The sequence below is a fragment of the Vreelandella vilamensis genome, from assembly GCF_031451755.1.
Classification (GTDB): Bacteria; Pseudomonadota; Gammaproteobacteria; order Pseudomonadales; family Halomonadaceae; genus Vreelandella; species Vreelandella vilamensis.
Map to the genome: position 1 here is coordinate 65,764 of NZ_JARWAN010000018.1, position 13,292 is coordinate 79,055.

9 protein-coding genes and 1 tRNA gene are annotated in these 13,292 nt (G+C 51.2%); 7 read left to right on the top strand and 3 right to left on the bottom strand.

Annotated elements, in window-relative coordinates; translation table 11 throughout:
* Positions 1-18 precede the first annotated feature (18 nt).
* From QC823_RS11550 to QC823_RS11560, 3 genes are all read left to right on the top strand, one after another.
* On the top strand, positions 19-795 hold the full coding sequence (locus QC823_RS11550) for a ProQ/FINO family protein (RefSeq protein ID WP_309656499.1): 777 nt from the start codon (positions 19-21) through the stop codon (positions 793-795).
* A gap of 244 nt (positions 796-1,039) precedes the next feature.
* A complete protein-coding gene (locus QC823_RS11555) occupies positions 1,040-2,146 on the top strand; it encodes a porin (RefSeq protein ID WP_309656500.1) in 1,107 nt (368 codons plus the stop codon).
* 95 nt (positions 2,147-2,241) lie between these two features.
* Positions 2,242-3,303, top strand: a complete 1,062-nt coding sequence (locus QC823_RS11560) for a hypothetical protein (RefSeq protein ID WP_309656501.1) — start codon at positions 2,242-2,244, stop codon at positions 3,301-3,303.
* 68 nt (positions 3,304-3,371) lie between these two features.
* Here QC823_RS11560 and QC823_RS11565 read toward each other — a convergent pair whose 3' ends face one another.
* The 3 genes from QC823_RS11565 to QC823_RS11575 form a co-directional block, all read right to left on the bottom strand.
* Positions 3,372-4,541 carry a DcaP family trimeric outer membrane transporter gene (locus QC823_RS11565; RefSeq protein ID WP_309656502.1) on the bottom strand — a complete coding sequence of 390 codons (1,170 nt, stop codon included), beginning with the start codon at positions 4,539-4,541 and terminating at the stop codon, positions 3,372-3,374.
* A gap of 597 nt (positions 4,542-5,138) precedes the next feature.
* Positions 5,139-7,175, bottom strand: coding sequence for a TonB-dependent receptor domain-containing protein (locus tag QC823_RS11570; RefSeq protein WP_309656503.1), 2,037 nt, complete (start codon positions 7,173-7,175; stop codon positions 5,139-5,141).
* Positions 7,176-7,417: 242 nt separating this feature from the next.
* A complete protein-coding gene (locus QC823_RS11575) occupies positions 7,418-8,569 on the bottom strand; it encodes a DcaP family trimeric outer membrane transporter (protein ID WP_309656504.1) in 1,152 nt (383 codons plus the stop codon).
* Positions 8,570-8,923: 354 nt separating this feature from the next.
* Between QC823_RS11575 and QC823_RS11580 the strand changes: the two genes are divergently transcribed.
* The 4 genes from QC823_RS11580 (at position 8,924) to QC823_RS11595 (ending at position 12,839) form a co-directional block, all read left to right on the top strand.
* A complete protein-coding gene (locus tag QC823_RS11580; RefSeq protein WP_309656505.1) occupies positions 8,924-10,966 on the top strand; it encodes a diguanylate cyclase in 2,043 nt (680 codons plus the stop codon).
* 72 nt (positions 10,967-11,038) lie between these two features.
* Complete coding sequence (locus tag QC823_RS11585; RefSeq protein WP_309656506.1) at positions 11,039-11,986, top strand: AEC family transporter; 948 nt, start codon at positions 11,039-11,041, stop codon at positions 11,984-11,986.
* A 72-nt stretch (positions 11,987-12,058) separates the two neighbouring features.
* Positions 12,059-12,135: transfer RNA gene (locus QC823_RS11590), tRNA-Arg, on the top strand.
* A gap of 524 nt (positions 12,136-12,659) precedes the next feature.
* Positions 12,660-12,839, top strand: coding sequence for a hypothetical protein (locus QC823_RS11595; RefSeq protein ID WP_309656507.1), 180 nt, complete (start codon positions 12,660-12,662; stop codon positions 12,837-12,839).
* The last annotated feature ends 453 nt before the right edge of the window (positions 12,840-13,292 follow it).

Below are 13,292 nucleotides of genomic sequence, written 5' to 3' on the forward strand. Positions count from 1 at the left end.
AAATAGGAGCTAACGCATATGGCAGCCCGCGTGATTCAGTTATTGGATGACCTAGAAGCCCGCTTGGCGCACGCTCAACGCGAAATCAATGCGTTAAGAGAAGAGAACCAACGGCTAAAACAAACGCTCGGGGAGCAAAGCGCCGAAGACGAAGCGCAGACCGCCGTTCACGCGCCCTCAACGCCATTGACGGCGGACACACCCGCAGCGGAAAAAACCATGGAAGCCAATGAGGAAGGCGCAAAAGGTGAAGGCGCAGAAAGCGTCGAAAGCTTGGCTAGCGTAGCAAGCGCCAAGCCGCCGTCACCCCACGAGTTATTGCAGCAGTGGTATGAGCGCTACCCGAATGCATTTTTCAAAGGCCATACCAAGCCGCTGAAAGTCGGGATTCACCAGGATTTAGCCGAGTGCGAGCCATGGTCTAACAAGTTGATTCGCCGTGCGCTTGCCAACTACGTTAACTTGCCGCGCTATGCGAAGGCCATGCGCGAAGGGGCGGAACGGATCGATTTACAAGGCAATGCCGCCGGTGTTGTCGACCCGCAGGCGGCACAATTTGCCGCCCAAAAACGTCAGCACAACGCGCCTGCCGACAAAAAGGTAGCCCAAAATGCTCCGCAACCCGCGCTGAAAGGGAAGCAAAAAAACGGGGATAAGCGCGCTAAAAACGTGCAAAAGCCGCGTCAAGTGCCACAAAAAAGCGCAGCAAAACAAGAAAAACAGCCGGTTGAGAAGCGAGCGCTCACCATGGAAGAGAAACTGGCTAGCCTGCAAGCGAAATTTGAGCGCCTGTGAGACAGGCCTTATTCGTGTATGTTCCATGCGAAAAGCGCGAATAATTAAAAAACACTGTTTTTCTCTATTGCGTTCCCGGAAATCTCGGTATAAGGTTCTACCTGCGAGCATTGGACCATAACAAGGTTTGTGCAGGACATGCCCTCCTCATTATAGGGGAATCAAAAAAAGCATGCCGCCAAACCGATACCAGGCGAAAGCCTGATAAACGATCGAAACAGTAAGCTAGTTAAGGAAACTACTCATGAAAAAGACACTTTTAGCAACTGCTATTGCTGGTGCAGCCTTCGCCTCAGGCGCACAAGCCGCTACCGTATATAACGAAGACGGCACCAAGCTGGACATTTACGGCAACATTCAGATTGCGTACTACAACACTGATTCAGCCGTTATTTTAGAAGATTCCGTAACCGGAGAAACCGTTGTTACTTCAGAATCTTCTGATGGTATTGTCGACAATGGTACTACCTTTGGTTTTGCTGCTGAACACATGATTACGCGTGACTTGACTGGTTACTTGAAACTTGAATTTGATGACATCAAAGCAGACGAAATGAAGACTGCTTCTGATGCAACAGATTCTGGTGACCAGGCCTACGTTGGTTTAAAAGGTAACTTCGGTGACGTTCGCCTAGGTTCTTATGACCAACTTATTGATGACTGGATTCAGGATCCGATCACCAATAACGAAGGCTTTGATGTTAGCGACTCTACAGTTGCTCATGGTAGTGGCCTTGATCAGGAAACTGACAAGGTGACTTACACCTCTCCTTCGTTCAGCGGAATGCAGTTCGCGGTAGGTTCACAGTATAAGGGTGATTTTGACTCTGCTGATAGCGGTGTTGATCAAGGCGATAGCAACGCGTCTTTCTTTGGTGGTGCTAAATATACTGCAGGTGCGTTCTCTATTGCCGCTGTGTACGATAACCTTGACAACATCGTATTCGCAGACGCAAACGGCGACGTTGATAGCGTTGGCGATCAGTACGGCCTTACCGCTCAGTACACCGTTGATACCCTGCGTCTTGCCGCGAAACTTGAGCGCTTTGACTCCGACATCAGCGATGGCGACGATACAAACTTCTACGGTTTGAGCGCACGCTATGGCTACGGCAATGGCGACATCTACGGCGCCTATCAGTATGTTGACGTCGGTGCAGGCACTTTCTTATCCGAACTGGATGAGTCACTCCAAGACGAGCAGGATCGCGACGAGACTTACAACGAAGTTATCTTGGGCGCGACTTATAATGTTTCTGATGCCATGTACGTCTGGTCTGAAGTTGCTTTCTATGACCGTGAAGCCGACGAAAAAGACGGTGTTGGTGTTGGTGTAACTTACATGTTCTAAACTTTCTCGCAGGGATTCCTGCCTGAAGGTCAGAATACGAAAGCCGATCCTCAGGGGTCGGCTTTTTTTATTGACAGTGTTGTAAGCGAGGTTTTATGAAAACGCCATTATTTGCCGTCAGCCTGTTAGCGCTGAGTATGACGTTGGTTGGAGTATCTCACGCTAGCGAGATGCGAGATCGCTTTCGTGAAGAGGGCGGTGGGCTCGATTTAACCGGCTTCTTCAATGCGGAAACGGATGCCCGCAGCCGTAGCTTTCGCTTTGGTGGCGTCAATGAGCATGATTTCAACGTGACGCGCTCGGGTATCTACCGTTTTGATAGTCGCACTACGGCCGGCTACTCTGATGATTACCGAATTGCAGCGGTGCTTGAAGATGATAAAGGCAATGTCATTACGCGTACCGAGGCCTTAGGCCAAAACGGTGGATTGGCAATGCGGCAGCGGCTTGAACCCGGCAACTATATGTTGCGCGTAGAAGCGCAGCGCTTTGGTACTCGCGGGAAAGCGGGAGATGGTTATTCCGTCCTGATTAATGCGGTAGACGAACAAGGGCAAGTCGTTGATGACGGGGTCGAAGATGGCAGGGGTATCGTGTTTTCCGGGAAAACCCGCGAAAGTGACGACTCTGTTTTTGTACGCAGTGAAAATGCTGTCGTTTCACTTGGCAGTAGTCAGCGAGTGAGTCGTGGACAAAATGATGAGAGTGCCGACAATACCAGTGTTGTCGCTAGCGGTTCAGCGGAAACGGAGCCAGCAGATCCGACAGGAGTGGAAGAGCAAACATCTTCTTCACAGCGTGATAGGAGTGCTACGGATACGTCTGAGTCACCCGCTTTTAAAACGTTGGTGACGGACGTAAAAATTCGTGCGAGTGGTGAGGTGTTAACGTTCGATATGGCGGAATCATCAAACGTTGTGATTACGACATCAACTTACCCGACCGGCTATGAGGACACTTATCGCATTGAACTCGACGTACTGAATGCTCAAGGTCGCGTCGTGGCTGAAGGCGCGGGGGAAGGCTTCGATGGCAATGTTGATCTGCGTACTGAACTTGAGCCTGGGCGTTATACCATCCGCGTAAATGGTCAAAAGTTCGGTAACGCCCGTGAAGGTGTTAACAACTACGAGCTGAAGGTTCAGCAGCTGGATTGATTCAATACTATTCGTCAGCTAAAAAGGCCTGTCTTCAACAGGCCTTTGTTTTCGGGTGCTACGCTTGCTTAGAATTTATACATCACCATGCCTTGTAGACGCAGTGCATCCCCATCGCGCCCGTCAACGACTTCACGCGTATGGTAACCCGCCTCGACCCCGTAGCTCACGCGCTTAACCGGTGACCAAATGTAGTTTAGGTGAATTGCTTCAAACTGTTCGTTAGCGCCCTCTATACCGGGGATGCCTGCTTGTTCGGCGTCATCCAGGTCGGCATGTGAAATGCCGTAGCCTAAATTGATATTGCCAGGGCCTGCGGCTAGGCTCATACCCACATTGGCGCCCCAGGCTTCTATGGTTTCAATGCTGTCGCCATCCAGATAACCGGGGGCTGAGGGGTTGTTCTGCATATATTCACCGATACCGTCGCCATAGGTCAGCGCGCTGCGTAGTGTTAGGCGTTCGGTAACGAGGTAGCGTGACGCCACGGTGACGCCCCAGCCGGTTGCGCTATCATCTACGCCGCTACCTTCGACTTCTAGTTGGCGGGCCATCGCGGCGGCGGAGTAGTATATGTCGCCGGTTTGGTTTTGGTAGCGCAGGGTGAGGTCAGGCATCCCGGTTTTGACCTCGTCGTGCACGGCATACACTCCGCGATTTGGGTTAAAACGTGTGGCAACACCATCTCTGTAGTCGTCCGGGTCTGGGTTCTCTAAGGCGACATGCCAGTGGTTCCACGAGTAGCGCAGCTGCGCTTTACGCCCGCTTTTGCTTTGCCCGGGGCTCGGCGCAAAGTCAATGATGGGCGTGCGGCTCAGCTGGCTGCCAAAGTTAGTCCAGGTTTTACCCGCTAAAATACCGTTCCAGCTGCCATAAGCGTGGCGAAGGCGAAGATCTCCGCCTTCCGGGGCATTTTTAAACCAATCGACCTCCACTTGGGTAATGAGCGGAGTTCCTTCCACTGGGGAAGTGGTTTTAAAGCCGATGCGGCTTTGGTAGGCGTGCATATTGAAGTGGCCATCGCTTCCTTCCTGGCCATCAATCAGAATGCGTGGCCGGGCAGCCAGGTCACCCAGATCGTTATCTACGTCATAAATCATGTCGAGTTTGGCAAAACCATACACACTGGCTTGGGTATTGCCGACGTCAAAGGCAACTGCGCTGGCATTAGTGGCTATAACGGCAAGCGATGCAGCGCTTAGGGAAAGAATGGCGGGTTTGAATAAACGGGATCTCATGAGGCAGCTCCATCGAGGGTGGCGTTGGGGGTGGTGTTGCAGCCCTTTTAAACGTCACTCTATGGTAGCGGTCTCTAATCCGATCGAACATCTAGATTGGGCGATAAAATTTGATATTAATCAATAGGCAGTCATTTATGCTGATTTTTGTATTTTTTTAAGATTAAATTAATGTTAAGCGATATTATCTTAAGATTAACGTGATGTGTTCAGGCTTTGTTGAGAAGCTGGCTTTGGCGTCCATGGCTTCGGTTACCATGATAAGCATGCGGCAAGGTGGTAAACGGGTCGAATCGACCTCAGCAAACCTCTACATATACGGAGAATAAATAGTTTGAGGAACAACGGGTGTGCGGATAGCCTCTCAGGGTCCGATGCCTCCGGTATTATTAGAGAAATCAGATATACGTGCAGTCATATCCACCACCGTCGCGCCTAACGCTAATAAACGGGAAGGGCCTCATATTCGTATCGCGTTCGCGCCGCATTACGAAAAGTTTCAGCGAAACTACGAAAGTATGGTGGGCTTGGCCTGCTGCTTTGTTTTGTATAGCTACCCATTTCAAAGATCAACAGGCCCTGAGTACTAAAACTGGCTTAAAACGCGTAATCCACGCCCAACCAAACGCTTCGACCTGGCTCATTAAGCGGTAACCCGGCGCTCGCAGAATCACCTGCCAGGAAAGGATCATTGGCATTACGGTTTCGGTTCAGAAAATCACTGTATGTCTTGTCGAGCAAGTTCAGTGCACCGGCACGAAACGCCACATTGTTCCAATACCAAGCAGCCTCGAAATCAAGCAAAACATAACCTGCCGTTGCTTCTTCGCCTAAAGCGAGTCGACTTTGACTGTCGGAGAAACGTGCGGTCAATCCCGCTTCCCAATTATCATCTAAATAAAACTGAGCCAACTGACCACGCAGTGGCGCAATATTGGCAAGAGTACCGCCATCGTCTAAATTGTCGCCTCGCACCCAGCTGAGCTGGCCACGGGTTTCCCAAGTCGGCGCCCACCGCCACTCACCAGAAAGCTCTACCCCGTAAAGCGTGGCATCAATATTGCGGTAAACACTCACCGGATTGCCTTTGTTCATGCCGGAAATTGTCTGGCGGTCACGCAGTATGTAGTCATTCACTCTGTCTGCATATGCCGACATTTCCCAGCCCACATTACCTTGTTGGCTTACTAAGCCAATATCGATTTGTTGGTGTGTTTCTGCATCAAGTGATGGGTTACCGACCCAGTCGCCTTTGGCAAAATAGCGCTCTGTTGCATCAGCATCACGCTCTGCACGGCTAAGACTCGCGTAAAGGGTACGGTTAGGAGCTAGCTGTAACTCACCGCGCAAAAAGCCGCCCAGCAACACGCTATCGTTATCTAAATTCCCCTCAACTCCATAGGCGTTTTGATAAAAATTGGCCGCCACATTACCTGCTTCAGTAGCGGTATAGGCCGCATCTGCGCTGGCTTGTGAATAATCGACGCGAAAGCCACCACTCAACGTCACATCTTGATTGAGATAATGATCCAGCTCAGCAAAAACACCACTTTGACGCGTTGTCACGTCTGGCCAGGAATTAAAGATGACTGTGTTGGAGGAATCATTGACGATAAAAGCATCCCGCTTGTTCTGCAGTACGTTAATCCCCAAGCGCAGATCGCTGTTGGCAAATTGTTGCTCCCACATGTTTTTCAGCGTGAACGTATCAGACTCAGTGGGAGAGCGCATTTTCATCGGCATGCCATTGGGCATTTTAGGCGGCATGCGCAGCGAGTAGTTGTCCATGACATGATCAATGCGCGTGTACTGTAGGCGATTCTCAACGCGCAAGGTATCAGAGAAGGCATGATCCAGACGCAAGCGCACGGTATCGTTGTCGCTTTCGGGCGAGTCCATGCCGGACCCGGCGAACTTGACATCACGCTCACGTACGCTCTCAACGCCCAATGCGATCTCGGTACCTTCTTGAGGTGTCAGACCAAGCGTTAGGCCTCCACTCGTGGTTTCGAAGCCGCTATGGATACGTCGCCCATCGCCGTCTTCATAGTCATTTGCCGTCTGGCGTTCACCAAAAAAGCGTAAGTAGCCCGTCTTATTTCCCGCCGAAAGATTCGCGTATAGGCCTGTACTATCGCCATTTTCGCCATATTTAGCGCCTACATTACCTTGATACGTTTCATCCGCTGTCAGCGTTGGTGCTTCACGTACAAACTCTATGGTGCCGCCGCTACCTCCTGCCCCATGTTGTAATGTCGTGACGCCACGACTAACAATGACGCGATCAAAGCTTTGTAAGGGCGCGTATGCCGTGGGCGGATCCATACGATTGGGGCATCCACCAAACACATAGCCACCATCTATCAGCACATTCAACGCATTACCCTGCTGGCCCCGTATGACGGGATCAAGCCCATGACCTCCCATCCGAATGGCCTCGACACCATTAAGCCGCCTCAGCCATTCGGCTGCGTCTGCAGCCGGTGCAGGTGAAGCCAAAGGTGACAATTGCGTCTCACCTCCTAGTGTACGATCACCTTCAACAATCAATGTATTTGTCTGAGCATTGGCCGCGGTAGTCGCTGCAAAGGCAATACCAATGACCATCGGGAGGCGGGTAAAGCGTGAATTCATGGTGGCTCTCTATGAATAAAATTATAAAGAACAATTATTATAAATATGCAGATTGTTTGAAATATGACAAAAAGCCACACCAGAATTTGATAAAGCTTCGCATTTTATCGCGCTGAAAAGTCAACAGGCCCTGCTCAAAATAAGCGATCGATAAGCATAAAAAAGCCCCGGCATATTGCCAGGGCTCAAAGATCGAATTCGTTGTACTGTTAAGTCAAACTACTCTAGCTCGCAAGCTTCGCTTAGAAGCTGTACATCGCCATGCCGTGGATGCGAACTGCGTCGCCGTCATCGCCACCTTGTGTATCTTTGGTGTGGTAACCGGCTTCAACACCGTAGCTGATGCGATCAGCGGGTGACCAGATATAGTTGAGATAAATGCTTTCGACCTTGTCGAGAGAGGCAGAACCAATGGCACCTTCATCAACGGCGTCATCCAAATCTGCCGTAGCAACACCATAAGCTAAATTCACTTTACCTGGACCTGCTGCTGCGCTCATACCGAAAGTGCCGCCAGTACCCTCGATGCCTTCTACATCGCCGCTATTATCAATGTAGCCGGCTCGGGCTGGCGAGCCGTACATGTAGCCGCCTAGGCCGTCACCATGGGTTAAAGAGCCTTGAAACTTAATGCCTTCAGCGACTTCGACGCTAGCCTCTAAATTTAGCCCCCAAGCAAAAGCGCTTTCATCACTGTCTTGAGTAGAGTTGTAATACTCAATTTGACGCATGACGGCAGAGGCACCGTAGTTAATATTGTCGGCGCCAGCGTGATAACGCAGAGTCAGGTCAGGAAAGCTGCTCTTAACGCTATCGTTTACGTTAAGACGGTTATCCATATCAACATTGCTGCCGATAGTACCTGGATCTTCTAATGCTACTGAAAAGCCGCCAGTGGTATAGCGTAACTGAGACTGACGGCCAATGTTGCCTTGACCTACTTGGCCTAGGAAGTCAACTGTTGGCGTCGTGCCAATAAATCCGCCGAAGTTTGTCCACGTTTGGCCGGCCAAAACGCCATTCCATTCGCCGAAGGCATGGCGAAGGCGCAGAGTGTCATTGCCTGAACCATAAAAATCACCTTCGATGGTAGTGTTAAGGGTACTACCATTCATAGGAGTGGAAGTCTTGAAACCTATGCGGCTTTGCTTAGCATGGAAGTCAGTGTGGCCATCAGAACCATCCTGGCCATCAACACGGATGGCACTGTGGGCGACCGTGTTGCCCATATCAGCGTCAACATCATGAATCATGTCCAGTTTGGCGTAGCCATAAACACTAGCGGTGGTGTCACCCACTTCAAAATCCACGGCGTGTGAGGCAGACGCTACGGCTAGAGCGAGAGCGCTTGCGGAGAAAATCGAGGCTTTTTTGAAAGTTTTTTGAATGGTCACGTGCTATTCCTTTCGATTTTAGACCGCTGTCGGTCAGCGGGTCATTTTTTGTAGTGATTGCGCATTAGGAACAGATAGCCCGAGTGCGTGAACACTGTTTTGCTATCTATGCCTTAACCTAACGAGGCATTAGTGATGTTGCAATCATGTGAAAGGCATATTACGACTAAAGAGTGAGGAACTTTTCCTCTAGTGCTTTTTTTGCATTGAAAGGTAACCAAATGCATTGTACTAACATTCAAGTTACTTTGAAGAAGAAAGGAGGCTGAGGCGTCGTGAATATGGCACAGTTATAATCAATATCTTATGATATTTTACCTTTTCTTTGCTTTTAAAATATACATAGGGTAACGCTTGGCTCAATTTCCCAAATGGTCTCTGTTTCGTTTCTTCCGCACGCTGCAAGGGCGCCTTGTTTTTGGCTTGGCGCTTACGTGGTTGCTGGTAGTCGCGCTGGTGCTGGGAATGGCCTGGCATTTAGGCCAGTCGATGGTGCAAGGGACTAGCCTTTCGCACCTGCGCTATGAAGCGAATATGCTCACGGATGAAATCTCTCAGCAGATGAATTCGCGCATCAGCGCGCTTGAACGCCTGTCTGGATTTATTGCCGACCGTGATAACCCATTGTGGTTGCAAAATGCGCTGCGTCGTAATGATGCGCTTTTGGAGTGGTTTGAGGGCATTGTCATCATCGACGCAGCGGGCCAAGTGGTGGCGGATTGGCCAATGCTGAGCGACCGGCAAGGGCTGGATACCTCACACACGGAGTTTTTTCGTATGCTCAAAGGCACGCAAAGTGCGTATGTGAGCGAGCCGTTTGTGGGTCGGGTCAGTCAATATCCCATGGTGCTGGTGAGCGTGCCGAGATTTAACGCGCAGGGAGAGTTTGCTGGTGTTATCGGTGGTGTGGTGAGTTTGAGAACCAGCGGTTTGTTCTCGCGGCTTTCCCGTATGCAGCAAAGTGCAGGCAGCTACGCGGTGATTTTCACCGCCTCGGGCAAGGTGTTGTATCATCCCGAGCGTGACAACATCTTGTCACAAGCACCCAATAACCGTTGGCTGAGCGAGGCGCTAGATGGCTGGCAGGGCACGGCCGTGGGTACGCTCATGAATGGTGAAGCCGGTATGCAGGCTTACGGTCAAGTGTGGCCTGCTGGGTGGATTGTGGGGCGTTATTTAACCCGAGAAAACGCGCATTTGCCGCTCTCTGACTACATCAAAAAACTATGGTGGATTTGGGCAGTGTTAGCGGTGCTCATGCTGCCGCTGTTGTGGTGGCTATTGGGCCGTTTGCTACGCCCGCTACGCCACTTGGAAGCGCAGATTGGCGACGTTGGCCTAGGCAAGCGCAAGCACGTTGCGCTGGCGACCAGCATGCAAGAGCTTAATCAAGTGGCTTCGACGTTTAACCGCGTTGAGGGAGAGCGTCAAACGCTGCTTAACAGCTTGCAAGAGCGTGAAGCGTTTTTAAATTCCATCCTGCAAGCCACGCCGCAAGGCATGTTTGTGGCTGACTTCGACGGTGAAATTACCTACATGAACCCGGCGTTGCTTGAGCTGCTGGGTATTTCCGCGACCGTGCCGATGTCGCAATGGATCAAACAAGTGCATCCTGATGATCGCGAGGGTGCGGTGGATATGTGGCGCCATAGCTTAAAAACCCACAGTGAGTTTGTGCGCCAGCTGCGTTTTATTCGCTATAACTCTAGTCGCCTCGATGATACCGATCAAAATGCCGACAAAGAAACCCTCTGGCTTGAGATACATGCCCGTGCCGTGATGGTCTCTCAGGCGGAATTTTCGCTTGGGATGGTCGGCATGGTGAAAGATATTACCGAACGCCGCCAGCAGGAAGCGCTTCAGCGCTGGGAAGCGGAACACGACCCGCTCACCGGGCTTTTAAACCGCCGTGGGTTTGATCGGCGCTTGGACGAAGCGTTTGCCGAGTTCCAAAAAACCAGCACCCCATCTGCCTTGATGTTGTTCGATTTAGATCACTTCAAACCGATCAATGATGAAGGCGGTCACGCCTTGGGTGATGAAATGCTGCGCCGTATTGCCCAAGTGGTGGCATGGGAAGTGCGCCGTAGTGACCACGTCGCCCGACAAGGCGGCGACGAATTTGGCGTATTGCTACCCAGCTGTACGCTAAGCCAAGCGCGGAAAGTGGCAGAATCGCTACGCCAAGCGGTCGCTGATATCTCGGTGACACATGAAGGCAAAGAGTATCGTGTCACGCTGAGTATCGGTGTCACGTCATTTGGTGAAGATGATCATGAAATGGAGGACGCGGTGAAACGTGCTGATGCCGCCAGTTATGAAGCCAAGGCGCAAGGACGTAATGCTGTGGTCGTTAAAATGGCCGACACACCTAATATCAATGCACTGTTTGATTAAAAGCGTCTTTCACGGGCGGCGCTCGCCATTAAGAGACGTTTGGCGTTCGTTATGTCATAAAAGAGGCGTTTTGTGAGCTTGGTAGAGCTTTTTGCCCGCACGCTGGATGTCACGCTGCCAGTGTTTGCGATGGTGTTTGTGGGTCTTGGGCTTAAACGCTTGGGCTGGATCGATGCTGCTTTTGTCGCTACCGCCTCAGCGCTGGTGTTCAAGGCGACGCTGCCTACGCTTATTTTTATGAGTCTCGTTCAAGCGGACTTAGCGGTTGCGCTCAACCTTCCTTTGCTTATCTTTTTCGCCCTTGCCACGCTTGTGCAGTTTTTATTCAGCTGGATATGGGCACATTACCGCGTACCTTATGCTGACCGCGGTGTGTATATTCAAGGGGCTTTTCGCGGCAACTGTGGGATTGTGGGGCTCGCATTAGCGGCGGCGATGTACGGCAACTACGGGCTATCGGCCGGTGGCGTTTTGCTTGGCGTGGTGATTTTGACGTATAACGCCCTCTCCGTGATTGCGCTGGCCACGTTTCAGCCCGACCAAACCACGGATTGGCGAAGCCTGATGCGAAGCATTCTTACCAACCCGCTGATTATCGCGGTTGTGGCGGCGACGCCGTTTGCCGCATTGGCGGTGCCTCTGCCAAGTTGGTTAATGACCTCGGGTGAGTATTTTGCCTCACTGACGTTGCCGCTCGCGTTAATATGTATTGGCGCGACACTATCGGTCTCTTCGCTTAGGGAAGATAGCCAAGCGGCACTGGGTGCGAGCACATTAAAAATGGTGGTGTTGCCAGGGTTGGCGACGTTTGCCGCCTGGCTTCTCGGCTTTTCCGGCCGTGAGCTTGGTTTATTGTTTTTGTTTTTCGCCAGCCCCACCGCAGCGGCAAGCTTTGTGATGGTGAAAGCCTTAGGCGGCAACACCGCTCTTGCGGCGAATATCATCGCCATGACGACGTTGATGGCTAGTGTGACGGTGACGTTGGGGATTTTCTTACTACGCGGCCTCGGGTGGATCTAATCACACGCGCCATCACGTATCGGCTGAGAGTTGGCGCCTTAGCCGCCAAACGTTATACTGTGCGCCCTCCACGTCCCTGTAGCTCAGTAGGATAGAGCAGCCGCCTCCTAAGCGGCAGGTCGCAGGTTCGACTCCTGCCAGGGACGCCAATAAAATCAGTAATTTGCTAGTATTCTCTCTCTTTAAAATTCCCGTTTTTACCCTCGGTTCCCCTAGTGGTTCCCCTAGATTTGCAAGCATTGGAAAGGCGATATTAGCTAAGTAATCGCTGTATAAATGCTGCTTTAGTTGCCCTAGAGCCGTCTGCTGGGTAAATCTGTTGGGTAAAATAGGGCTTCCCAATGTCCGACAGAGTTTCCAATGAAGCAGATCTCGTTTGCTCAAGTTGAGCACCAGAACAAGAAGAAGGTAACTCACCAGAAGCAGTTCTTGGCATAGATGGATGTTCTTATGCCTTGGCATACCTTGCCCCCTTGGAGAGGTACAGATAGCGCGCAGCAACCCCCAGGCCACTCAGCATTGCTATATCATCGCCCGCCCAAAGGACGTAAACACTACAATAAGCGCGGAAATATCGCTCAGGGTAGTGCGAGTTGAACAGTTGCTCGACGCCAGGAAGAACCCTGGGTGCTGGTCAGTAATCTGCCTCACCACTCAATGCGGGCTAAAAAAAGTGGTCGCCATCTACCGGCAGCGAATGCAGTTCGAAGAAGGCTTTCGCGATGTCAAAAGCCCCCTGTTTGGACTGGGCTTTGGTATGCACCAATCTCGTCAGGGCAGGAGTCTCGAGGTCCTGCTGTTGATCGCAATGCTGGCCAACGTGGCCATGATGGTCGCCGGTCTGGGCATCTGAGCCAACAGGCAAAAAAAACGCTACCAGAGCAATAATATCGGCTATCGAAATGTTCTCTCGGTGTGGCGTCTCGGGCTGGAATGGCTTTGCCGGCAGCCTCCTAGCGCGGTTCCCCTGGCCTTGCTGGGCATCGCTTCAGGCAAGCCTTCGTGAAGAAGCCGCAGATCAGGCACTAGGTGATGAATAACGTCAACTTCGTGGAAATTTGTCAGATTCTAATTTCTCAAACCAACCTGGGGCCATCCTCCCCGAGAAACACGCTGAGGAGGTTGGTGTGCCTTGAATCAGGTTTGTCAGGTAAAAATCGCTTGTAGTGATTAGATAACTTTTATAGCTCATGTGATCATCAGGGACCCTATAGATGTCGGGTCCCGTGTGATTAACCACCTTCTTGGTAAATAACTCAGGACGCTTGGTTTGCCATTCCTTCATTATCGCAATCGGTGATTGATG